Source organism: Arcicella rigui, from assembly GCF_034929435.1.
GTDB lineage: Bacteria > Bacteroidota > Bacteroidia > Cytophagales > Spirosomataceae > Arcicella > Arcicella rigui.
Genome location: NZ_JAYFUM010000009.1, coordinates 41,911 through 65,214, shown reverse-complemented (window position 1 = coordinate 65,214; position 23,304 = coordinate 41,911). Strand labels below are relative to the sequence as shown.

At 33.0% G+C, this 23,304-nt stretch carries 21 protein-coding genes; 18 read left to right on the top strand and 3 right to left on the bottom strand.

Features of this window, described 5'->3' with window-relative positions; all coding sequences use genetic code 11:
* The 13 genes from VB248_RS09080 (at position 1) to VB248_RS09020 (ending at position 15,828) form a co-directional block, all read left to right on the top strand.
* Positions 1 to 1,404 carry a lipopolysaccharide biosynthesis protein gene (locus tag VB248_RS09080; protein WP_323296449.1) on the top strand — a complete coding sequence of 468 codons (1,404 nt, stop codon included), beginning with the start codon at positions 1 to 3 and terminating at the stop codon, positions 1,402 to 1,404.
* The gene (locus VB248_RS09075; protein WP_323296448.1) at positions 1,401 to 2,210 is read left to right on the top strand and encodes a 6-hydroxymethylpterin diphosphokinase MptE-like protein; all 810 of its coding nucleotides are present in this window, start codon (positions 1,401 to 1,403) and stop codon (positions 2,208 to 2,210) included. The genes VB248_RS09080 and VB248_RS09075 overlap by 4 nt, the downstream gene beginning before the upstream one ends.
* 66 nt (positions 2,211 to 2,276) lie before the next feature.
* Complete coding sequence (locus tag VB248_RS09070; RefSeq protein WP_323296447.1) at positions 2,277 to 3,491, top strand: O-antigen polymerase; 1,215 nt, start codon at positions 2,277 to 2,279, stop codon at positions 3,489 to 3,491.
* 37 nt (positions 3,492 to 3,528) lie between these two features.
* On the top strand, positions 3,529 to 4,314 hold the full coding sequence (locus VB248_RS09065; protein ID WP_323296446.1) for a glycosyltransferase family 2 protein: 786 nt from the start codon (positions 3,529 to 3,531) through the stop codon (positions 4,312 to 4,314).
* Positions 4,315 to 4,338: 24 nt separating this feature from the next.
* A complete protein-coding gene (locus VB248_RS09060; RefSeq protein WP_323296445.1) occupies positions 4,339 to 5,550 on the top strand; it encodes a glycosyltransferase in 1,212 nt (403 codons plus the stop codon).
* A gap of 22 nt (positions 5,551 to 5,572) precedes the next feature.
* On the top strand, positions 5,573 to 6,700 hold the full coding sequence (locus VB248_RS09055) for a glycosyltransferase (protein ID WP_323296444.1): 1,128 nt from the start codon (positions 5,573 to 5,575) through the stop codon (positions 6,698 to 6,700).
* Positions 6,687 to 7,625 (top strand): GDP-L-fucose synthase, encoded by a 939-nt coding sequence (gene fcl, locus VB248_RS09050; RefSeq protein ID WP_323296443.1) that lies wholly within the window; start codon positions 6,687 to 6,689, stop codon positions 7,623 to 7,625. Before VB248_RS09055 ends, fcl begins: the two co-directional genes overlap by 14 nt.
* A gap of 73 nt (positions 7,626 to 7,698) precedes the next feature.
* A complete protein-coding gene (gene gmd, locus VB248_RS09045; protein ID WP_323296442.1) occupies positions 7,699 to 8,763 on the top strand; it encodes a GDP-mannose 4,6-dehydratase in 1,065 nt (354 codons plus the stop codon).
* Between the two features lie 73 nt (positions 8,764 to 8,836).
* Positions 8,837 to 10,150 (top strand): UDP-glucose dehydrogenase family protein, encoded by a 1,314-nt coding sequence (locus VB248_RS09040; RefSeq protein WP_323296441.1) that lies wholly within the window; start codon positions 8,837 to 8,839, stop codon positions 10,148 to 10,150.
* A gap of 108 nt (positions 10,151 to 10,258) precedes the next feature.
* Positions 10,259 to 11,239, top strand: a complete 981-nt coding sequence (locus VB248_RS09035) for a UDP-glucuronic acid decarboxylase family protein (protein ID WP_323296440.1) — start codon at positions 10,259 to 10,261, stop codon at positions 11,237 to 11,239.
* A gap of 98 nt (positions 11,240 to 11,337) precedes the next feature.
* The gene (rfbD, locus tag VB248_RS09030; RefSeq protein WP_323296439.1) at positions 11,338 to 12,213 is read left to right on the top strand and encodes a dTDP-4-dehydrorhamnose reductase; all 876 of its coding nucleotides are present in this window, start codon (positions 11,338 to 11,340) and stop codon (positions 12,211 to 12,213) included.
* Between the two features lie 475 nt (positions 12,214 to 12,688).
* On the top strand, positions 12,689 to 14,083 hold the full coding sequence (locus VB248_RS09025; RefSeq protein WP_323296438.1) for an undecaprenyl-phosphate glucose phosphotransferase: 1,395 nt from the start codon (positions 12,689 to 12,691) through the stop codon (positions 14,081 to 14,083).
* 356 nt (positions 14,084 to 14,439) lie between these two features.
* Complete coding sequence (locus VB248_RS09020) at positions 14,440 to 15,828, top strand: undecaprenyl-phosphate glucose phosphotransferase (protein ID WP_323296437.1); 1,389 nt, start codon at positions 14,440 to 14,442, stop codon at positions 15,826 to 15,828.
* Between the two features lie 107 nt (positions 15,829 to 15,935).
* Here VB248_RS09020 and dacB read toward each other — a convergent pair whose 3' ends face one another.
* Positions 15,936 to 17,417 (bottom strand): D-alanyl-D-alanine carboxypeptidase/D-alanyl-D-alanine endopeptidase, encoded by a 1,482-nt coding sequence (gene dacB / locus VB248_RS09015; protein ID WP_323296436.1) that lies wholly within the window; start codon positions 17,415 to 17,417, stop codon positions 15,936 to 15,938.
* 231 nt (positions 17,418 to 17,648) lie between these two features.
* On the opposite strand from dacB, the gene VB248_RS09010 reads away from it, so the two are divergent.
* Entirely contained in the window at positions 17,649 to 17,804 is a 156-nt protein-coding gene (locus VB248_RS09010) for a hypothetical protein (RefSeq protein ID WP_184131493.1), read from the top strand.
* Between the two features lie 56 nt (positions 17,805 to 17,860).
* Here VB248_RS09010 and VB248_RS09005 read toward each other — a convergent pair whose 3' ends face one another.
* Positions 17,861 to 18,256 (bottom strand): hypothetical protein, encoded by a 396-nt coding sequence (locus VB248_RS09005; RefSeq protein ID WP_323296435.1) that lies wholly within the window; start codon positions 18,254 to 18,256, stop codon positions 17,861 to 17,863.
* A gap of 32 nt (positions 18,257 to 18,288) precedes the next feature.
* Complete coding sequence (locus VB248_RS09000; RefSeq protein WP_323296434.1) at positions 18,289 to 18,810, bottom strand: hypothetical protein; 522 nt, start codon at positions 18,808 to 18,810, stop codon at positions 18,289 to 18,291.
* A gap of 111 nt (positions 18,811 to 18,921) precedes the next feature.
* Here VB248_RS09000 and VB248_RS08995 point away from each other — a divergent pair, with 111 nt between their 5' ends.
* The 4 genes from VB248_RS08995 to VB248_RS08980 all read left to right on the top strand — a co-directional run bounded on the left by VB248_RS08995 (position 18,922) and on the right by VB248_RS08980 (position 23,295).
* Complete coding sequence (locus VB248_RS08995) at positions 18,922 to 19,692, top strand: 3-keto-disaccharide hydrolase (RefSeq protein ID WP_323296433.1); 771 nt, start codon at positions 18,922 to 18,924, stop codon at positions 19,690 to 19,692.
* A 121-nt stretch (positions 19,693 to 19,813) separates the two neighbouring features.
* A complete protein-coding gene (locus VB248_RS08990) occupies positions 19,814 to 20,578 on the top strand; it encodes a class I SAM-dependent methyltransferase (protein WP_323296432.1) in 765 nt (254 codons plus the stop codon).
* A 201-nt stretch (positions 20,579 to 20,779) separates the two neighbouring features.
* A complete protein-coding gene (locus tag VB248_RS08985; protein ID WP_323296431.1) occupies positions 20,780 to 22,072 on the top strand; it encodes an aminopeptidase P family protein in 1,293 nt (430 codons plus the stop codon).
* A gap of 122 nt (positions 22,073 to 22,194) precedes the next feature.
* Complete coding sequence (locus VB248_RS08980; protein ID WP_323296430.1) at positions 22,195 to 23,295, top strand: glycosyltransferase family 4 protein; 1,101 nt, start codon at positions 22,195 to 22,197, stop codon at positions 23,293 to 23,295.
* Positions 23,296 to 23,304 lie beyond the last annotated feature (9 nt).

Sequence of the window (23,304 nt, the reverse complement as noted above, 5' to 3'; positions counted from 1 at the left end):
ATGATAATATTTGAAAAAATTTGGAATTCTCCGACATTTACCACTTGGGCAAGTTTTTTATCCAAATCAGCAAATATAATTTTAATAACACCATTAGTACTTAATCGTTTTAAAGCAGGAGATGTTAATTATTGGTATTTTACATCGATCATCCTATCTCTGCTTGTTTTACTTGATTCTGGGTTTGGTTCTGCTTTTGTGAGAATTATTGCTTATGGATCATTTAAAAATATTGCTGGCAATGATGAAGAAAAAGATAGTACTCAAGATTATTTAAAAAGAATAAATGGAATAATGAGAGGGATTTACAAGATTTTGTCTATCATTTCTTTAGTTATTTTAAGCACTTTTGGAACTTGGTTACTTATTGATATTATAAATAAAACAACTGATTACTTTAATGCTTTAGTAGTTTGGGTGTGTTTTGTCGTTACTTTTCCATATTTACTATGGGGAAATATTTATTTAAATCTTCTGCAGGGAGTAAATCTTATACCGTTAGTTAGAAGATGGGATACTCTATTTAATTTAATAAGTACCAGTTCTATTGTAATATATATATATGCTTTTCAGAGCAGTATTTTCAATGTTATATTGATCAATCAATTTTGGTTAATCATCGCTGTTGTACGAAATTCTTTGTTAGTAAAAAATAAGTTTCCAGATATAAACCTGAAAAGTTTTAAGTTTTCTAGAAATGATGAGATTTTAAAGATGGTTGTCCCAAGTGCTCTTAAAAGTGGTTTTGGTATATTATTATCCCAGGGAGTTGTACAGTCTTCAGCATTTATATATGGGCAAATTGCTTCTCCACAGTTATTAGGTTCTTATTTAGTTGGTCTAAACCTCATACAAAATATTAGAAATTTTTCACAAGCACCATTTTATAGTAGAATTCCTCTATTCTCATCATTATATAGCAAAGGGGAAATGAAAGAACTTGCTAAAGTCAGTATAAAAAATATGAATTTAGTATATTACTTTTTTACTTTTTTTGTGCTTTTATTTTCTTATTTCAGTGATATTATCTTTAAAATAATTCATTCTCATGTAGATTTTCCTTCTAAAGGTTTATGGTCTTTACTTGGAATAGCTTTTCTCATAGAAAGATATGGAGCAATGCATCTTCAAGTTTATAGTACAACAAATAAAATAATATGGCATTATCTCAATGGCATAACTGGTGTTCTAATGATAATATCATCAGTATTATTGTTTAAATATGTTGGAGTTATGTCATTCCCCATAGGTATGATAATAGGTTATTTACTCTGTTATTCCTGGTATGCTCCATACAAGTCATACCAATTGTTGAATGTTAACCCATTAAAGTTTGAAATCAAAGGTATTATACCTTGCATAATTATATTAGTAATCAATTTTTTAGCTCTTGAGTTATTATGAAAAATGAAATGATTGATATTGACCCTATATTAAAGGTTAATCCAGTACTGAACCCATACAAACATGCAGGGAAATTAGTTTATGAACGATTATTATGGGATTTAAATCCTGAATCATGGAGGTCAAGAAAGAAGTTAAAAGACTCTAAAAATAAATTTAAAGGTCAGAAAGTTGTTATTTTGTGTAATGGCCCATCGTTAAATAAAGTAGATTTTGATTTACTCAAAAATATTCCTACAATAGGTTTAAATAAAGTAAACCTGTTATTCGATAGAACTTCCTTTAGACCCACAATGATTGCTGCAGTTAATGGTTTGGTTGTGGAACAAAATCTTGATTTTTACAATAGCACAGAGATACCATTATTTATATCATCAAATTCATCTAAAATAGTTACTTCAAGAGAAAACGTTAGTTTTTTACATGGTAGTTATCAGCAAAAGTTTTCTGAAGATGTAAGTATGAGTATTTGGGAGGGTGGAACTGTAACTTTTGTAGCTATGCAATTAGCTTTTCATCTAGGTTTTCAAAATGTAGCTTTAGTTGGTTGCGACCATTACTTTAGTGCGAAAGGAGCTCCTGGTCAATTAGCAGTAAGTAAAGAAAAAGATGATTCTCATTTTGACCCAAGGTACTTCTCAAATGGAATGCAATGGCAATTGCCTGAAATTTCTACAAGTGAATATAGTTATAATATTGCTAATCAAAAATATTTGGCACATGGAAGAAAAATATTCAATGCTACTGATGGTGGAGCATTAGAGATTTTTGAAAGAATTAAGATAGAAGACTTTTTGAAAAAATAATTTCTTTTTTTAATTATGATTTAAATCATTCATACCATATATATTGAAAATTAAACAACTTCTAACATGATTTTTGAAAGAAATTTTATATTAAATATGTGGCTTATAGTACTATGTATTGTAGGTTTAGCATCTTTTTTATATAAAATTGAGATTAGCTTTTGGTCATCTTGTTATTTTATTACTGCAATGATGATGGTTTATAAATTTTTAACAACTAAACTTAAATTTAAGTTAGATGTTTTGAATCATCCTCACAAGGCTAAATATAATTTAATTATATTTTTATATTTTTTGGGAGCGGTAACTTGTATTCCTTTGCTTCTTGAAAATCAATCAAATTTAGGTAAAGATTGGAGTGAAATTAGAGAATACCATTTGGAGAATAGATCTGGCGGAGGAGGACTATATACTATTAATTTTTTAGCCTCGCCTTTAATATTTGTACCTTACATTATTCTTAGTTTTAGTAAGGTTAGGGCACATAGAGTTATAGCAAATACAGTAGCAGCGTTTATAAGTTTTAGCTTTATTTTCATTACAGGGGGAAGAGTTCACTTTATTGTATTTGGACTTTTTTTTCTTGCTATATATTTACTTAACAATAGAGTAGTAATATTCAAAAGAATGGTTTCATTTTTGATTAAATTCATTTTATTTTTTATATTAATCGTCATACTTGGTTCTTTGTTAACCTTGGCAAGAAACACAGCTGATACCTCTCGTTTGATGGAAGTATATCTTTCATTAAACAACGTAAAAGTGGATGTAGCAACAACTCTTTTACAATATGAGTGGGGTGCAATTGTCTTTGTAATGCTAACTCAAGCTTTTGAGTATGTGGGACAGTGTTTAATCTTTTTTTCAATGTATTTTGATAATTATGAAATGGTTCCTATGTCATATGGTTTTTATGAATTTAATTTTTTAGATAGATTTGGCATTATTAATTGGTTAGATGTTCACGATAAAATCGATTATATATATTCAGCGAAGTTTGGGATTTTTCATAATGTTTGGGGAACAATATTTAGAGATATGATTGTTGATTTTGGAATTTTTGGATCTCTGATTTTTTTATTCTTATTGCTGTATCTCTTTAGGTTGTCACTCAAGTACATGAATACTTTTTTATCAGCTCAAGTACTTTATATATTTTTATTTAGCCTTTTTCTTTTTTCACCATTTTACAGCCTGATGGCTATTAGGAATTTCTCTCTGAGTTTTTTTTGTGTTTTTGTGTGGTTTCTTTACAACCTGATAATTTATAGAAAGAGATAAATTAAAACTTAGTATTTTGTAATTAATAAAAATTAAAATGCGTCCAAAAATTTCAATTATAACAGCAACCTATAATTCAGCGAAGACTCTTGAACAATCACTATTGAGTGTGATTTCGCAAGGGTATAATAATATAGAATACATAGTTATTGATGGAGGTTCTAAAGATGGAACATTAGGAATACTTGAAAAATATAATAGCGAAATATCTTATTGGATTAGTGAAAAAGACAAAGGTATTTATGATGCTTGGAACAAAGGTGTTGAAAAAGCTACTGGAGATTGGATTGCTTTTTTAGGTTCTGATGACTTTTTTTATCCTGATGCTATTCAGCATTATGTAGATTTCATCAATAAAGAGCAAATAAATAACACTGATTGTCTATATATATCATCTAAGATTGAAATGATAACAGAAGAAGGCCGAGTTTTAAGAACCTATGGTTGGCCTTGGAATTGGGAACAGTTTAGAAGAGTAAATATTATTGCTCATCCAGGCTCTTTACAATCAAAATATTTGTTTGAAAAGTATGGGAATTATGATATTAACTACAAAATAGTAGGGGATTATGAGTTATTGTTGAGACCACAAAAGTCTTTAAATGCAAAGTTTATCAACACTGTAACAGTGAAAATGACTGTTGGAGGAGCAAGTAATCAGTTGAAAATGTTTAAGGAATTAAAGAAGGTTATTATCGTAAGAGGAGGTGTTTCGGTTTTAAGAGCCAATTTTGATTATTATATACACATTACTAAACTCTATTTTAAGAATTTAGGGCTTAGGTTTGGTATCAATTTATACTGGAAAAGAGCACATAAATAAACACATCAAAGTAGCATAAAAGTTATGAAAAAGAAAAAAATATTAGTATTCGAAGCTTATCCAGTTTTTTCTGGTGCTCAGAGGGTATCGCTTAATTTATGTAAAGTATTAAAAGAAAATGAATATGACACAACATTGTTAATTGCAGATGACTCTAATAATAGCATATCATCTAATTTTAAACAGCATGTTGACAATATAGTTTTACTTAATACAAGCGATAGGCTGATGATGTATGGTAATGCTGAGAAATGGTTTACTCCATTACACTTTATTAAGTCTTTTTTGTTTGGATTGTTACCTCTTTATTGGCAGTGTATAAAGTTTCTTTTTAAAGAAAAGTTTGATGTAATATATTTTTGCGATCCAAGGGGGGCTGTTATGATACTATTTCCTGCCATCCTTTTTAGGAGCAAAAAAATAATGTATTTGCAAAGTAAAAATAAATTAAACCCTCTTCTTTCTAAATTTCTTTTCCTGACTTTTACTGATTACGTTGTTTGTCCAAGTATTGATGTACTCAATAGTTTACCTGAATCAAATAAAAAAAAGGTTATTAATTATGGGATTGACTTTACACAGTATAGTCATATTGATTCACAAAAAATACAGTCAGAGATAGAGCTATTAATACCTAAAGAACAAGTTTCGAGGACTCGGTTTTTATTTGCAGGTTTAATAAAGCCTCAAAAAGGTGTTCATCACTTAATTTATGCTTTAAACAATTTAAAAGATAAAGTCTCTTCAGAAGACTTCCCTATTACATTTATCGTAGGAATTGCAAAGACCCCAGCAGAAATAGTTTATCGAACCCAATTGATTAATTTCACTAAAGAGAATAAAATTGACCAATACATTTATTGGATTGGTTGGCGAGATGATGTACTATCTTGGATGAAAAGTGTTGACTACTTTATTTTCCCAACTATCAATAAAGAAGAATGTAATTTTGAAGGATTTGATAGAATTATTGAATCTACAGAGGGATCACCTGTGGTATTAATTGAAAGTTCTCTTTGTGAGACTTATACAATAGCTTCTAAGGTTACTGGGGTTGCTGATACAATTACTGAGAATATGAATGGAAATACTTATAATCCTGATAATACTACTGAATTAACAGACTGCTTGTATTCGGTGTTGACCGAAAAGAAAAGATTTAAAGGGTTTCCTAATAGAGAACAGTTTTCTCCAACAACATTTGCTAATAAGTTTTTAAGTTTAATCAATGAATAAATTAAACTATTTTTAAAAGTTTATGAGAATATCATTAGTAGTTGATTGGTTAGATTTATATGGAGGTGCTGAAAAAGTGATAGCCTCATTTTCTTCAAATTTTGATTTTGAAGAAGTCTTGTGCATGGTAGATGTAATGAGTGAAAATGATAAGAATAAGCTTTTTTCAAAGAAGTACACAATAAAGACCTCTTCTTTACAAATATTTGGAAAGAAGTTTAGATTTTTATTTCCGCTATTCCCTTATTTTGTGCGTCAGCTAAATGTTGATGCTAAAACAGATTTAATTTTAAGCTCGTCACATACGGCTGCAAAAGGAGTTAAAAAAAGTACAGATTCTCAGTTACATATATGTTATTTACAACAAAGAAACCTTATGTATGTTTGGGAGGATTATGAAAGAAAACTTTTTTTCAAAAGATTTTCGAAAGTACTTTCCCCTGTTTTGAATCTAATAAAGAATTTTGATTTTAGATTAGCCCAAGGGCCTGATGTATATATAGCTAATTCGAAGTTTGTTCAGCAATGGGTTAAAGAAAGGTATAAAAGAGATACATATTTAATCTATCCTCCTGTTGATGTTGAAAAATTTACATTAGTTGAGGAAAAGGAAGATTATTATGTGACGGTTGGAAGATTTGCGGTCAAAAAAAGATTTGATTTGATTATTGAGGCTTTTAATCAAACAGGGAAAAGGTTGATTGTAATTGGAGATGGTGAATTAATGCCCTCTTTAAAGGCTATTGCAAAAGAAAATATTGAGTTTACAGGTTTTTTAGCAAGCGAAGAAGTTTCTTTGATCATTGGAAAAGCAAGAGGATTTGTTTTTGCAGCATTAGAAGACTTTGGAATTGCTCCTGTAGAAGCTCAAGCTTGCGGAACTCCTGTAATTTGTTATGGTCAGGGTGGTCCTGCAGAATCAGTAATTCATCAAGAAACAGGGTATTTATTTAGTGAGCAGAGTGTCGATTCTATTGTGGAAGCTGTTAATCAATTTGAAACACTGAAATTCGACTATGCTAAAATTAGAAAAAATGCAGAACGGTTTAGTTCTATAAGGTTTGACTTAGAAATAAAATCTTTAGTTACAAAATTATATGACAATCAATTTAGCTTAGAAAAACATCCTAAAAGATATGAACAAAAGTAGTAAGATATACATTGCAGGCCATAGGGGAATGGTTGGGTCTGCTATTTTAAGAAAATTAGAAAAAGATGGATTTGATAATTTTATATTAAAAACATCTAAAGAATTAGATTTAAGAAATCAACAAGAAGTATCAATTTTTTTTGCTAATGAAAAGCCTGATTATGTATTTTTAGCTGCAGCCAAAGTAGGCGGAATTGTAGCTAATAATACTTATCGAGCAGATTTTTTGTATGAAAATCTGGCTATTCAAAATAATATTATTCATGCTTCTTACTTGAATAAAGTAAAAAAATTAATGTTTTTAGGTTCTTCGTGTATTTATCCTAAATTGGCTCCCCAACCTTTGAAGGAAGAATATTTATTGACAGGTTTGTTAGAGCAAACAAATGAACCCTATGCAATCGCAAAAATAGCAGGAATTAAAATGTGTGAAGCATATCGTTCGCAATATGGTTGTGATTTTATCTCTGTAATGCCTACTAATTTGTATGGACCAAATGATAATTATGATTTGCAGAACTCTCACGTTTTACCTGCAATGATTAGAAAGTTTCATGAGGCAAAAGTAAATGGAAACCTTTCTGTTACATTATGGGGGACTGGTTCTCCGATGAGAGAGTTTTTACATGCTGACGATTTAGCAGCAGCTTGTATCTATTTAATGGAGAATTATAGTGAACCTGAATTGGTAAATGTAGGAACAGGAACAGATGTTACTATTAAAGAGTTAGCAGAGACCGTTAAGGAAACTGTTGGTTTTGAAGGTGATTTGGTTTGGGATACATCAAAACCTGATGGAACACCAAGAAAATTGATGGATGTTTCTAAATTACATAGCCATGGTTGGAAACATACCATAGATTTAAAAGAAGGGATTTCCTTAGCTTACCAAGATTTTTTACAAAATACAGGATTAAGGTTGTAGTTGCTTTAAGAGTTAAAATAAACAACCTACATACAATATCAATTAGAAGTATCAATTTAAACACATAATAAACATGAAAAAAGCGTTAATCACGGGGATTACAGGACAAGATGGGGCTTATTTAGCAGAATTATTATTATCAAAAGGTTATGAAGTTCACGGTATAAAACGTCGTAGTTCACTAATCAATACTGCTCGTATTGACCATTTATATGAAGATTTACATGAAGATGGAGTCCGTTTTATTATGCATTACGGGGATCTTTCTGATTCAACAAATATTATCCGCATCATTCAAGAAGTTCAACCAGATGAGATTTATAATTTAGGTGCAATGTCTCATGTGAAGGTTTCTTTTGATGAGCCCGAATATACTGCTCAAGTAGATGGTATCGGTACTTTACGTATTTTGGAAGCAGTTCGTTTGTTGGGTTTAGTAGAAAAAACGAAAATTTATCAGGCATCTACCTCTGAATTATATGGATTAGTACAAGCTGTACCTCAATCAGAGACGACTCCATTCTATCCTCGTTCACCTTATGCTGTAGCAAAATTATATGGCTACTGGATTACAGTTAATTACAGAGAAGCCTATAATATGTTTGCTGTAAACGGAATTCTTTTTAATCATGAATCTCCTCGTCGTGGTGAAACGTTTGTTACTCGTAAAATCACCAGAGCAGTTGCTCAGATTGCTTTAGGTCAGCAAGATAGACTATATCTTGGAAACTTAAATGCAGAACGTGACTGGGGACATGCAAAAGACTATGTTGAGGCAATGTGGTTAATCTTACAGCAAGATGTAGCTGAAGATTATGTAATTGCGACCGGAGTTACCACACGTGTAAGAGAATTTGTGAGAATGGCATTTGCAGAAGTAGGAATTGAAGTTGCATTCTCAGGAGAAGGAGTTGATGAAATAGGAACTGTTGCTTCATGTTCCAACCCTCTATATCAGGTTCCAATAGGGACTGTGGTGGTGTCTGTTGATCCTCGTTATTTCCGACCAACGGAAGTTGAGTTATTGATTGGAGACCCAACAAAATCAAAAACTAAATTAGGATGGGAACCTAAGTATGATTTGCCAGCTTTGGTAAAGGATATGATGGAAGCAGATGTGAAGTTGTTTACTAAATAATTTTTGAAAGCTATCAAGGAAACGTTTCATGAGTCTTTGATAGCTTTTTTCTAATTTTAATACTAACACAATTATGAAGATAGCAGTAGTCGGAACTGGATATGTAGGCTTAGTAACTGGTACTTGTTTTGCAGAGACAGGCAACCAAGTAGTTTGTGTCGATATAGATGCGGCAAAAGTAGAAAAGATGAAGAATGGGATCATTCCTATTTATGAGCCAGGTCTTGATGTTTTATTCAATCGTAATACAGCAGAAGGTCGTTTGAAATTTACTACGAATTTAGCCGAAGGGGTAAAAGATGCCAAAGTAATCTTTTTAGCTTTACCGACCCCTCCTGGTGAAGATGGTTCAGCCGACTTGAAATATATCTTAAAAGTAGCGAACGATTTAGGGCCTATTTTAGATCAATACGTAGTAGTGATTGACAAGAGTACCGTACCTGTTGGCACAGCAGAGAAAGTACACGCAGCCATTGCTAAAAATGCTTCGACAGATTTGTTCGATGTAGTTTCCAACCCAGAGTTCTTACGTGAAGGCGTGGCCGTAGAAGACTTTATGAAACCCGACCGAGTAGTAATCGGTACGAGTTCAGAGAAAGCAAAGGCTGTGATGACGAAATTGTATGCACCTTTGGTACGTCAAGGCAATCCAGTTATCTTCATGGATGAGCGTTCAGCTGAGATGACGAAGTATGCAGCGAATGCCTTCTTAGCAACCAAGATTACCTTCATGAACGAAATTGCAAACCTTTGCGAGATAGTAGGAGCGAATGTAGATGATATTCGTAGAGGAATTGGTACAGATTCACGTATTGGTAAACGCTTCTTGTTTGCAGGGATTGGTTACGGCGGAAGTTGTTTTCCAAAAGATGTACAGGCATTAGAGAAAACATCAAAAGATTCAGGTTATGATTTTCAGATATTGAAAGCGGTAATGAATGTCAATGAAGACCAGAAGACGAAATTGATACCTCATATCAAGGCACATTTTGGAGGAGACTTGAAAGGTAAAGTATTCGGGATGTGGGGTTTAGCATTCAAACCTTATACAGATGATATCAGAGAAGCTCCAGCATTATACAATATCAAAGAATTATTGGCAGAAGGAGCAATCATTAAAGCCTTTGACCCAGAGGCGATGGAGAATGTGAAGGGAGTAATTGGAGATGTGATTACTTACACGAAAGGGCCTTATGAAGCTATCAAAGATGCTGATGCGGTATTGATTATGACAGAATGGCCACAGTTCCGTACTCCAGAGTTTGAAGTGATGGAGGTATTATTGAAAGATAAAGTAATCTTCGATGGTCGTAATTTGTATGAATTAGAGCAAATGAAGGAGTTAGGCTATACTTATTACTCAATAGGTAGAGAGACGGTAAAATAAATTAAGCATAGAACTATGAGCTAAAAGCTTTTAATTTTTGAGAAATCACGTTTACGATAAATATAAAAAAAGCTGATAGCTCATAGCTTACAGCTTACAGCTAAAAATATGAAAAGAGTATTAATAACAGGCGGAGCAGGTTTTTTAGGCTCACATCTTTGTGACAGATTTATCAAAGAAGGCTATTATGTAATAGCCATGGACAATTTGATTACAGGTGATTTGAAGAATATCGAACACCTATTCAAGTTACCAAACTTTGAATTTTACCACCATGATGTTTCAAAATTCATTCACGTTCCGGGCGAATTAGACTATATTCTTCATTTTGCTTCACCAGCTTCTCCGATTGACTATTTGAAAATTCCAATCCAAACTTTGAAAGTTGGTTCTTTGGGTATTCACAACTGTTTAGGTTTAGCAAGAGTAAAGAATGCAAGAGTTTTGATTGCCTCTACTTCAGAGGTTTATGGTGACCCAACTGTTCACCCACAACCAGAAGAGTATTGGGGAAATGTAAACCCAGTAGGCCCAAGAGGTGTTTATGACGAGGCAAAACGTTTCCAAGAAGCGATGACGATGGCTTATCATACTTATCATGGATTAGAAACAAGAATCGTTCGTATATTTAATACTTTCGGACCAAGAATGCGTTTGAATGATGGTAGAGTATTACCTGCATTTATCGGACAGGCTCTCAGAGGTGAAGATTTAACAATGTTTGGTGATGGTTCACAAACTCGCTCATTCTGTTATGTGGATGACTTAGTAGAAGGAATCTATCGCTTGTTATTGAGTGATTATGCACAACCAGTAAATATTGGTAATCCAGATGAGATAACAATCAAAGAATTTGGGGATGAAATTATCAAATTGACAGGTACTGACCAGAAATTAATTTCTTTACCATTACCAAAAGATGACCCTAAGCAACGCAAACCAGACATTACAAAAGCGAAGGAAATCTTAGGTTGGGAACCAAAAGTGAGTCGTTCGGAAGGTTTGAAAATTACTTATGAGTACTTCAAATCTTTATCAAAAGACGAATTATTCAAAATGGCTCATCATAGAGAGTTTGAACAAAAATAAAATAAAAAAGAGTCATCGAGGTTTTATCCAAGATGGCTCTTTTTGTCATAGAAGTAAATTTGAAGTATTGATGTTATAATTAGTAAAAAAATATTAATATGAATGTATTAGTTTTTGGGGGACAAGGTCAATTAGGGCAATGTCTAAAAAAAGTAACTTGTCAAAAAGGACTTGATAAATTAATATATTTAGATAGGAAACAAGGTAATATTTTAGACAATAAACTCATCTCTACGCTGTTTTATGAATACCAACCTAAATATGTAATTAACTGTGCTGCCTACACAGCCGTTGATAAGGCAGAAGATGAAATTGAATTATCCAGATTAATCAATAAAACTGGAGCTGAAAATTTGGCTTTAGCTTGTGCAGAAAATGGAGCTGTTTTAATTCATATTTCAACAGATTTTGTCTTTGAAGGCAATGTGCCTAAAGTTCTTGCAGAAGAGGATGTTGCAAACCCTATCAATGTTTATGGGCTAACTAAATTGGAAGGTGAACAGGTAATTGCTGAAAATCTTAATAATTATTTTATCCTCAGAACGAGTTGGTTGTACTCAGAATTCGCAAATAATTTTGTGAAAACTATGCTACGTTTGGGCAAAGAACGTGAAGAATTAGGTATTATTATCGACCAAGTTGGCTCACCAACTTACGCTGTTGATTTAGCGTCTTGTATATTAGAAATTATACAAACTGAAAGTAAAGCCTATGGTTTGTATCATTATAGTAATGAGGGTGTAACTTCTTGGTATGATTTTGCGAAGGCAATTTTTGAATTAGCGGGGTATTCAACAAAAGTTAAGCCTTTAAAAACAATAGAATATCCAACTAAAGCCGTTAGACCTGCTTATTCGGTAATGGATAAATCTAAAATTAAAAAGAATATAGGTGCTAATATTCCCTATTGGAGGGATAGTTTAGTGACTTGTATTGATGCCTTGGAGGTTCTAAAGAAAATTGATAATAACTAATTCATAAAAAGCCTTGGGAATCAGTAGAATATCTCAAGGTTTTTTTATGGTTTGAAATTTTATAATCAGAGTATTCAAAACAAAAACCTTTACTGATTCAACTTTTTCTGGAATAAAAGGTCAAAACAGTAAAGGTTTTAAAGAAGAGTTAATGTACAATAGTTAGTATTTCGAACTACTAATTATTTACAAAATAAGTAATAGCTAATAAAAAAATGATAAGAGTAACTCTTCCCCAAATTTGAAGTGTGTGTTTAGATTCGTTGCTCATAATGTTATAATTTTTGATGTGTGATGATTGAATTTTATTGATTAACCTTCCCAAAATTACAACATTTTAAACTAAATTTATCAGAAAGAAGCCTAATCTTATTAAACGGTAGTTTTTGGCAGTAGATATATTACTATCCTAATAAATACTTGTTTTTTGTAAAGATTTTGTCGTTCCTTCACTAACACAAACAAACAAATAATTATGTCTCGAAGTATTGGAAAAATTAGTTACATCAAATTGTTTACAGATATTGTTGTAATCATTAGTGTTTTTATGCTCGCCACATTGCTTACAAAAGGAGCTTTTGAGAAAACGGATTTTATTCTTTTGTTACTTTTAGTTATTGGTTGGTATTTTTCTACTAAAATGTCGAATGCCTATGATGATTTTCGCACAGAGAGGTACATAGGTGAGCTCCTCTTAATCTTCCAAAATGTATTAATTCAATCTATTATTGCTGGGCAAGTTTTGTTTATATTCGATCAGCATGATTCTTCAAGGCTTTTTGTAGTAAAGTATGTAATGATTTTGACAATTGTTTTAGTTATCAAGAATTATGTAATTAAAAAACTACTGGTGTACTATCGCCAAAAAGGAGGGAACATCAAAAATGTAGTTTTTGTTGGATACAATGAAATTACAGCAAATCTCATTACACAAATTCAGAATAATCCGCATTATGGTTTTAAAGTAATTGGTATTATTGCTAAAGAAGAAGAAGTTGTAGATTTTGGAGGAAATACTTATCTGGGCGATTTGAAGAAATTTCTTGATATGAATGAAGATTACAAAATTGATGAAATCATCATTACTACGGAAGAAATTTCAAAAGCTATGATGGAAAAGGTATTCATACTTTCTGAAAATAGAGCGATTAGAACGAAGATTGTTCCAAGCTATATTAATTATTATCCAAGTAGATTGCAGTTCAAGTTCTTTGGGAATTATCCTTTAATAACTTTCAGAAGCGAACCGTTGCAAGAGTACCACTGGCGATTAGTAAAAAGAGTTTTTGATATAGTGTTTGCAAGTTTAGTCTTTTTATTTGTGTTTTCTTGGTTATTCCCAATTATTGCTATTTTGATAAAGTTGGACTCAAAAGGCCCAGTATTTTTTAGACAAGACCGCTGGGGTAAGGATAACAAAAAATTTAAGTGTTTCAAGTTCAGGTCAATGAAACCCGAAAGTAAAGATGTAACAGAAAAAGGTACTTTTAACCAAGCAACACAAAATGACCCAAGAATTACAAGATTAGGACAATTCCTTCGCTCTTCGAGCTTGGATGAGATGCCACAGTTTATTAATGTACTTTTAGGTGATATGTCCGTAGTAGGGCCTCGTCCGCATGCACATGAACACAATATTCGTACAAAAGATGAAGTGGATAGCTATTTGGTAAGACACTGGATTAAACCTGGAATTACGGGTTGGGCTCAGGTAAATGGTTATAGAGGAGAGACTAAAACGATAGAACAAATGGAACAAAGAGTAAAATATGATATTTGGTATATCGAAAACTGGTCTTTAGGACTTGATTTCAAAATTGTATTTATGACAGTTTTCAATATGGTTAAAGGAGAAGAGATGGCTTATTAGAAATCCTGTTATAGTTCAAATATTTAACGATTCAGATAAATGGCACAATGATTTAATCTTTGTGCCATTTTTTTTTTAATGACTGTTTATTGTAATATTTTTATTTTTATCTGTCCTTTTTTGGTAAATAAACGAAAGTCATCTATTTTTGAACCTGTTAGCCGAGAAATCAATGTATAAAGTGTTATTTATATAATCCAAAAAAGTAGTTTCTGATTTATAATTTAATAAATTGGATTAATTAAGTACCTTTTTTTACAAAAAGATACCGTTTAATAGTTTTTGTTTGTACTGATACTTAGCGGGTAGTAAATTTGTGTGATTAGTATTAGCTTAACACATTAATTCTGAATTTTATGAAAGATTACTTTGGAAGAGAAAATTATTATCTGAGATTAATAACAGATGTGATTGTCTTGCTTATTTCGTTTTATCTGACATCAATCGTCAGCCATCGAAATAGTTATATCCACGATAGGGAGGTGTTTATCTTATTAGTAGCAATTTGGTACTTTTCAAGTAAAATTATACAGATTTATGATGATTTTCGTACACTAAAATTCATTGATGAATTTTTGTTGCTTATTCCAATCATAGCTTTACAGGCTTTGGTATTGGTAGTATTCTTCTTTTTCTTGAATGACCAAGATAACGCAAGAAGTTTTGTAGTGAAGTACTGCGGTATTTTGCTGGTTGCGATGACGTTCAAGAAGTTTCTCTTCAAAAAAATATTTCAACAACTTAGAAGAAAAGGTCAAAATATAAGAAACCTACTGATTGTTGGTAGCTCTGATATGGGTGTTTCGTTTTTTGATTTTGTAAAAAATAATACTCAATTTGGCTACAATCCTGTTGGTTTTATTGATGATACCAAGTCTTTATACCTGAATGGTTTGTATAAAGGTAATTTTGATGAAGTAGATAAAGTAATTGTTGAAAACAATATCGACGAAATTGTGGTAGCGATGCCGCAGTTTAACAAGCAACAATTAGATAAGATAATCGCAGCTGGAGAGAAAAATGCTATCAGAACCAGAATCATCCCTGATTACTTCCGCTTTAGTTCAAATAAATTTAAAATGGGAATGTTTGGGAATTTCCCGATGATTACCGTTCGAGATGAACCTTTAAATTTAGTACACTGGAGAATTGTGAAGAGAACTATTGATATTGCTTTTAGTGTTTTGGTTTGTTTATTGATTTTTTCTTGGCTTTTTCCAATCATCGCCATTTTGATTAGACTGGAATCTAAAGGAAATGTCTTTTTTATTCAAGAACGTTGGGGGAGAAACAAAGAAATTATTCGATGCTTGAAATTCAGAACAATGTACGTTGAAAGTAAAGTAGTAGTAGATGGTAAATTTCAACAAACCACCGAGAATGACCCAAGAATTACTAAAATAGGTAGATTTTTAAGAAAAACAAATCTTGATGAATTACCTCAGTTTATAAATGTACTGATGGGTTCAATGTCTGTTGTAGGGCCAAGACCTCATGCCATTCAGCATAATATCGAAAGTCAGGCACTTATTCATAATTATGCGGTGCGTAACTGGGTGAAACCTGGCGTTACGGGCTGGGCTCAAGTAAATGGACTTCGTGGCGAAACAAAAGATTTCAGCTTAATGCGTAAACGTGTTGTTTTTGATATTTGGTATATCGAGAACTGGACGCCATGGCTCGACTGCAAAATTGTTATCATGACAGTTTATAATATGATTAAAGGTGAAGATATGGCATATTAGTGAAGTTGGAGTTGTGAATTTTGAATGATGAATTATTTTTGAGCGAGTACTTTCAAGGAAATAATTTACAGACTTTAATTTTATTGAAAATGCTTAAAAGGTATTGGCTACATTTCAGTCATTAAAATTATTAGTTTTTCTAATTCTTTAGTGGCTGAACTGTATTCAGAATTATACTTGTTCAGCATAAATGAAAAGCACATCAGTTCTCCATTTTTTGCTGTAAAATAGCCTGCGTAAGCTCTTACTCCTTCAATTGAGCCACTTTTAGCTCTTACATTGCCAACTGCGTTTGATTTCTTCCCTAAGTGAGCAACTGTTCCTGAAACGCCTACAATGGGAATAGATTCGTAGAAAGCATTAAATGATTTTTCGGAGTACATGGCTGTTAAAATCTCTGTCATGTTGGCGGCGGTAATGCCGTTTGAAGGCGAAAGTCCACTTCCATCTTTAATATTAAATCCTTTCAAATTAAGCCCTTTTCCCATCCAAATTTGTTTTAAGCCTTTTACTGCTTCGTGGGTTGTATTACCAAAGCGTGCATTGACCGAAAAGGTTTTCAGAAAAGATTCGGCATAAAGATTAATACTATTGAAATTACAATAAGCTGCTAATTCTTTCAAAGGCGGTGAATAATGTGTTAGGATATTCATAGTCGGATTCCCGTTCATAATTCCCATTTTTCGTTTATTGATTTCTAAAGAGGATAAAGGAAGTTCTGTGATTTTGATGCCTAAATCTTCTATTTTTTGTGATAAAATATAAGCTGCCAGTAAAGGAGGGTCGGGAATAGAACCTTTTACTGAAAAAGTATCGCCGGCAGGAACATAACCCTGCATTACCAGAAATTCTTGATAAGGAGTACTATAAATATTTACTTGGTCGCCTGTATGAGCTTTATCGGTAAGTACTCGATTGATTTTTTGATAATAAGGCAAATCTGGAACAGTTTTTACTAAAGTCGCAGCTTCTAAGTACTTGCCCGGACGAAAAACAGCATGAAATAAATTTTCGTGGATATTCAAACCATAAGCACCAGCACCAAAATAGTTACCAACATCCGACCAAATCCAAGTGTCTGGTAATACATTTTCATCAAAGAGACTGCCGTCACCAAATACTCTTCCTCTGATTTCCTTGATACCTAAGCTTTTGATTTTTTTTGCCCAAGATTCAAATAATTCTTTGTAACTGAGACTGTTTTTGAGTCGCCAACTACCAAGCGAAGGGTCGCCAGAACCTTTGATAATGATATTTCCAATTAATACTGAATCTGTAATTTGACCACTGTACTCTATTTTAGTTGAATATGTATAATCTTCGCCCAAAGTTGCCAAAGCCGTAGCCGATGAAATAAGTTTTAACGTTGAAGCAGGAGCAAGGCTTTTATTGGCGTTATATTCTATTAATGTCTTGTTAGATTTCACAGCTTTGATACTTACACCAACCATACCATTTTGCATGAATGGTGAATTTGCCAAGATTTCAATCTGTTTTTGAAGTTTTTCTTGTGAAGACTTTCGCTCAAGAGAATCAGTAGTTGCTGGAAAAGTAAGGAAATGTAAGAATGTTAAGAGAAATAAAATCATCGAAAAGAATAGCTTTTAGAAATATTAGTCTATACAAAGATAGAATATATTTACAAAAAACCTAATTGAGGAAGTGTATCTTGTCGGAAAGTGGATTTGAGCCGTGAATGGAGTATTAAAACAGGTATGAAAATATAGGATAACGAATTAATGTAGTATTAATTAGGAAGAAGTTTGTTTCAAAAAGATATTATGCCTAATTTTGCACCTCAATTTAAAACTCTGTTCGCAATGGCTGTTACAAGACTAAAAAGAAAAGACAGAAGAAACAAGGCTATAGCCACTAACAAAGTCAATGCAATTAAGTTTTTGACTCAAACTCCTGAAATTAAATTGGTGGATATTGAGGCAATTAAAGCTGAGTTTGCTGCGAAGGCTGCGAAGTAATTTGTACAATTTCTTCTAAGAGATTTAAACCTCGTCGATACCGACGAGGTTTTCTTTTAATCTTTCTTTTCTTTATCAGTATTTTTACTTTTTTTATCTTCTTTTCCTCTCAGGATTTCTCCCAACTGATTAATTTTTTTAGATTGTTTCGATAGGTCTTTTTCGTGACGACTAAAACGCTTGTTGATGTCCATCAATACTCTAAAGCGAATGGCTTGCCCGAAAGAAACTAAGCCTAAATTGGTAATAATTAGTCCGTAAAGCCCCCAAATGAACCATCTGAAAAATGGTACTGTTGGGTCAGCTTTTAAATTTGAGGCTGTTCCTACCACAGAAAGCCCAAATCCAAATAACAATAATCCGATAATAGCACAAAGCAACCACTTAGTGCGTAAAGGCATTCTTTGCACTAATTTTTGGCCGGGTGCTTTTTTAGGAATATCTGGTTTCATATTGGTTAGTTTTGTGTTTAGTTTTCGCTTATTTAATGCCAATTCGCCCCAATGAGGGTTTCTATGGCTTGAAACTCATCTTTTAAATTTTCTGGAATCGTATGCGTGGAGTACGTAAAACCGTGTTCTTGCCAAACAATAATGGTATAATTATCGGTTTGATATACACCTTTTGTACTTTGCTTTAGAATAGCTACTTTATCGTCAGGAAGTTTTTTTTCAACCGTCATCATAAAGTAAGCTTTGGTCTTCATCATTAACACTTTTTTTCCTTCCAAGGTTTTACTCACTACGCTGGCTTTGGTATCAACACTTTTTAAGGCTGTTTGTGGTAAATAAATTTCTTTGTCACGCTCGATGAAAAAATTACTTCCGTTCATTCGCATCGACCATCCTTTAAGTAATTGGCTCTTAACAAATTGAATCTTTCTATCTTTTAGTAAAGTATTCATATCCAAATTGGTAGGTGCTGGCTGTCCGTAGTTTTTAGAAATAAAAAGTATAAATCCACACAGAAAAGCTAATTTTATCCAATTTCTTTGAGTATTTTTCATAAATAAATCATTATTTCGCAAAATATTCTTATCAATAGCTTTTAAGCAAGATAAATAAGAATAGTTTATTTTTCGCAAATTAAAATTAAAATAAACATAAACTATAATTCAATGACAATCAATAAGAAATTTATTTTGGGTTTAAGCCTAAGTTTGGCGGTATATTCTATGAATTCAGCCAATGCTCAAGATTATCGTTTTAACAAGAAAAATCCAGAAAAACCAGAAGCAACTGAATTTTGGGACCCAGAAGTAAGAGTAGTAACTCCGGGTGCTGTTCCTTCGGATGCGATTGTATTGTTTGATGGAAAAACTTTAACAGGTTGGGAGTCTGCAAAAGATGGTTCAGAAGCAAAATGGACTGTTGCTGACGGTATTTTAACGGTTGGTAAAGGAACAGGTAATATTTCAACTAAGCAACACTTTGGCGATTGTCAATTACATATCGAATGGCGTTCACCTGATGAGCCTGAAACGTTAAAAGGACAACAAAAAGGTAACAGTGGTATTTTCTTTAACGGAATTTATGAAGTTCAAGTATTGAATTCATATCAAAACCGTACTTATAGAAATGGTCAGGCTGGTTCAATCTATAAACAAACAGCTCCTTTGGTAAATGCTGTAACAAAACCGGGCGGATGGAATGTTTATGATATTATCTATACAGCTCCACGCTTTACTATCAATGGTGGTATCGAAACACCGGGTTATTTAACTGTAATTTTAAATGGTATTGTAGTACAAAATCATACAAAAATTCAAGGAGTAACTAATTATATCGGACAACCTACCAATCCTGTACATGACGTGAAAGGCCCAATTTCATTACAAGACCACGGAAACTTGGTGAGCTATCGTAATATTTGGGTGAGAGAATTGTAGTATTCATTACACTCGCTGATTTTTGTGCATCAGATATTGGGAATGATTTTTTACCTTTGCGTAAAGAATCATTCCCTTTTCTTTTAGAAATTAATCATCCACGTACAGATTCAATACTCAAATGAAAACAATTATTAGCTGGACTCTCCGAAACATCCCCCGAAAATACTTACAATTGATCTCTCACCTTGTGATGAAAATTTATGCTATTTTTCTAAGAGGAACTCGTGTTTCATGCCCAGTTTGTCATTCTAAATTCTCTAAATTCGTACCTTATGGTCGTTTAGAACCTCGTGACAACGCTTTGTGTCCAAATTGTTTGGCATTAGAACGCCACCGTTTGATGTATTTGTACTTGAAACAAAAAACGAATTTCTTTTCTGATAAATTAAAAGTACTTCATGTTGCTCCTGAGTATTGCTTCATTGACCGTTTCGAGAAAATGAAGAATTTGAATTATATCACGGCTGATATTGAATCGCCATTGGCAAAAGTGAAAATGGATTTACACCACATTCCATTTGAAGACAATACTTTTGATGTTGTTTTTTGTAATCACGTTCTCGAACACGTGGAAGACGATATTCAGTGTATGCGTGAGATGAGAAGAGTATTGAAACCTACGGGTTGGGCAATTATGCAATCGCCACAAGACTGGAGTTTGGCGACTACTTTTGAAGACAAAACCATCACCGACCCTAAAGAACGTGAAAGATTGTTCAAGCAAGACGACCACTTTAGAATTTACGGACGAGATTATAACAAACGCTTGGAGCAAGGTGGCTGGAAAGTAACCGAAGATGCTTTTGGCGTAAATATGCCACCAGACCAAATCAAAAGATTTGCTTTGCCAAAAGATGAAGTCATTTATTTATGTAGAAAATAGTTATTGGCGAATAGCTTCAAGCATTGAGCTTTGAGTTTTTAGCAGAAATGTTTATTTCACTCAAAGTTCAATATTGATTCAATAGAGCAATCTTGAAATTTAAAAAATATTTTTTCAAATGAATAAATGCTTATTAATTCGAAAATAGAATTCAAAATTCAACACTCTCAATTCAAAAAATAAAACACTTCCCCAATATTTATGAAATACTTACCCATCAACAACTCACTTTTTACTGAAAACCGTCAGCGGTTAGCCAAACTTTTAAAACCTAACGCTGTTGCTATTTTTAACTCAAATGACCCAATGCCGACTAATGCAGACGGGACGATGGGCTTTCAACAGAATTCGGATTTATTCTATCTTTCAGGAATTGACCAAGAAGAATCAATACTTTTATTGTTTCCAGATAGTCCAAATCCTAAGCATAGAGAAATACTTTTCCTGAGAGAAACTTCTGAACTTATCGCCATTTGGGAAGGCTATAAATACACACAAGAACACGCTCGTGAGGTGTCGGGTATTCAAACGATTTATTGGGTAAGTCAATTTGAAGCAGTTTTGACTACTTTGATTTTTGAAGCTGAGTATATTTATTTGAATTCAAACGAACATATTCGTAATCATTCAACCGTGCAAAGTCGTGATGCTAAATTTATCCTTTGGGCAAAAGACCATTTCCCATTGCATAAATTTGAGCGAGTAGCCCCTTTGATGCACCAATTGCGAGTAATCAAAAACGATATTGAGATTGCTCAACTGAGCGAAGCTATTCGCATTACAGAACTCGGTTTTAGAAGACTTTTAGATTTTGTCAAGCCAGAAGTAACTGAGTACGAAGTAGAAGCTGAATTGATTCATGAATTTGTTAGAAATCGCTCGAAAGGTTTTGCTTATCAGCCAATTATCGCTTCGGGTGCAAATGCTTGTGTACTTCATTATATCGAAAATAGTCGCCCATGTAAGGACGGCGACCTTTTGTTGTTAGACGTTGCGGCAGAGTATGCCAATTATAATGCCGACCTTACTCGTACTATTCCAGTAAACGGTAAGTTTACGCCACGCCAAAGACAAGTTTATGAGGCTGTTTTGAGAGCCTTCAAATTCGCCAAATCAATTTTGAAAGTAGGTGCTTTGTGGGAAGAATATCAGAAAGAAGTAGAAACATTTATCGAAGCAGAATTGATAGGTTTAGGTTTGTTTACTCGTGAAGATGTAGAAAAGCAAAATCCTGATGCACCATTGTTCAAAAAATACTTTATGCACGGAGTATCGCACCATTTAGGGCTTGATGTGCACGATGTTTGGAACAGATATCGCCGTTTTGAAGCAGGTATGGTATTTACTATCGAACCGGGAATTTATATTCGTGAAGAAGGTTTAGGAGTACGTTTAGAAAACAATATTCTTATTACCGAAGACGGAAATATAGATTTAATGGCAAATATTCCAATCGAGGCAGATGAAATCGAGGCCTTGATGAGTAAAAAATAAAAAGGTTGAATTGAACCAAAATTTTAGTGAATAAAACTTATAGAAAGTTGGTTGAGCTTGGATACTGTGAGGTGATTTGTAGCATCCAAGCTCAATAAAATTCACTCAATTAATAATTAAATATGAGAATTCTTTACGACCACCAAGCATTTACAGGACAACGATATGGAGGAGTAGCACGTTATTTTCATGGCTTGATGGAATCTATCCTTGAAATGGGTATTGAAGTGAAATTATCTTTACCTTTTTCAAATAATGAATATTTAAAAGAAAGTTCTGTACATCGTCCGCAAGGTTTTAAGCATATTTTTGGTTTTATGCCAACCAATATGTTGGTTTCAAGAACCAATCGTTTGAATAGCCTTGTACAAATTAAAAGAGGAAAATTTGACATATTTCATCCTACTTTTTTTCATTCTTATTTCTTGGAACATCTTGGTAAAAAACCCTTTGTATTAACTTACCACGACTGTATCAAAGAACGTTTCAATCTTCCGCATTTAGATAACGCAAGCCATACGCAAAAACAAGAGTTACTCAATCGGGCTGCCAAAATCATTGCTATTTCTGAAAATACCAAAAAAGATATTTTACAACTGTATAAAATTAAGGCTGAGAAAATAGAAGTAGTTCCGCTTTTTTCTACCTTTAAAACGCATCAGTTACCTAAAAATTTCCAAGTAAAAACGCCTGAAAAGTACTTGTTGTACGTAGGAGCAAGGAACGATTACAAAAATTTTATTCCTTTTGTACAAAGTATCGCCCCAGTTTTGAAGAAAAATTCAGATGTCGTTTTACTTTGTGCAGGCAGTAGCCATTTCAATCACGAAGAATTGGAAGTAATTAAATCCTTGAACCTTGAAACTCAAGTAAAGCATTTCAATTTTGATTCCGACGATACGCTGTACTATTTGTATCAAAAAGCCATTGCTTTTGTGCATCCTTCTTTGTACGAAGGTTTCGGGATTCCTATTCTTGAAGCTTTTGCTTGTGGCTGTCCGGTGGTGTTGAGTAATACTTCCTGTTTTCCAGAAGTAGCAGGCGATGCAGGTTTGTACTTCAATCCTGCCAAAGCCGATGACATTGCCGAAAAGATGGAAGAAATTATTCAAAATGAAAGCCTTAGAAAAGATTTAGTGCAGAAAGGCTACAAGCGTCAGAATGACTTTTCACCCGAAATTACGGCTGCAAAAACCTTAGCTGTTTATCAATCTGTTCTATAAAATACTCCA

Coding starts and splice junctions, on each gene's coding strand:
- VB248_RS08985 (WP_323296431.1), top strand. CDS start 20,780: ATGAAATACTTACCCATCAACAACTCACTTTTTACTGAAAACCGTCAG.
- VB248_RS09075 (WP_323296448.1), top strand. CDS start 1,401: ATGAAAAATGAAATGATTGATATTGACCCTATATTAAAGGTTAATCCA.
- fcl (WP_323296443.1), top strand. CDS start 6,687: ATGAACAAAAGTAGTAAGATATACATTGCAGGCCATAGGGGAATGGTT.
- VB248_RS09010 (WP_184131493.1), top strand. CDS start 17,649: ATGGCTGTTACAAGACTAAAAAGAAAAGACAGAAGAAACAAGGCTATA.
- VB248_RS09035 (WP_323296440.1), top strand. CDS start 10,259: ATGAAAAGAGTATTAATAACAGGCGGAGCAGGTTTTTTAGGCTCACAT.
- VB248_RS09060 (WP_323296445.1), top strand. CDS start 4,339: ATGAAAAAGAAAAAAATATTAGTATTCGAAGCTTATCCAGTTTTTTCT.
- VB248_RS09025 (WP_323296438.1), top strand. CDS start 12,689: ATGTCTCGAAGTATTGGAAAAATTAGTTACATCAAATTGTTTACAGAT.
- dacB (WP_323296436.1), bottom strand. CDS start 17,417: ATGATTTTATTTCTCTTAACATTCTTACATTTCCTTACTTTTCCAGCA.
- VB248_RS08995 (WP_323296433.1), top strand. CDS start 18,922: ATGACAATCAATAAGAAATTTATTTTGGGTTTAAGCCTAAGTTTGGCG.
- VB248_RS09055 (WP_323296444.1), top strand. CDS start 5,573: ATGAGAATATCATTAGTAGTTGATTGGTTAGATTTATATGGAGGTGCT.
- rfbD (WP_323296439.1), top strand. CDS start 11,338: ATGAATGTATTAGTTTTTGGGGGACAAGGTCAATTAGGGCAATGTCTA.
- VB248_RS09000 (WP_323296434.1), bottom strand. CDS start 18,810: ATGAAAAATACTCAAAGAAATTGGATAAAATTAGCTTTTCTGTGTGGA.
- VB248_RS08990 (WP_323296432.1), top strand. CDS start 19,814: ATGAAAACAATTATTAGCTGGACTCTCCGAAACATCCCCCGAAAATAC.
- VB248_RS09070 (WP_323296447.1), top strand. CDS start 2,277: ATGATTTTTGAAAGAAATTTTATATTAAATATGTGGCTTATAGTACTA.
- VB248_RS09020 (WP_323296437.1), top strand. CDS start 14,440: ATGAAAGATTACTTTGGAAGAGAAAATTATTATCTGAGATTAATAACA.
- VB248_RS08980 (WP_323296430.1), top strand. CDS start 22,195: ATGAGAATTCTTTACGACCACCAAGCATTTACAGGACAACGATATGGA.
- VB248_RS09005 (WP_323296435.1), bottom strand. CDS start 18,256: ATGAAACCAGATATTCCTAAAAAAGCACCCGGCCAAAAATTAGTGCAA.
- gmd (WP_323296442.1), top strand. CDS start 7,699: ATGAAAAAAGCGTTAATCACGGGGATTACAGGACAAGATGGGGCTTAT.
- VB248_RS09080 (WP_323296449.1), top strand. CDS start 1: ATGATAATATTTGAAAAAATTTGGAATTCTCCGACATTTACCACTTGG.
- VB248_RS09065 (WP_323296446.1), top strand. CDS start 3,529: ATGCGTCCAAAAATTTCAATTATAACAGCAACCTATAATTCAGCGAAG.
- VB248_RS09040 (WP_323296441.1), top strand. CDS start 8,837: ATGAAGATAGCAGTAGTCGGAACTGGATATGTAGGCTTAGTAACTGGT.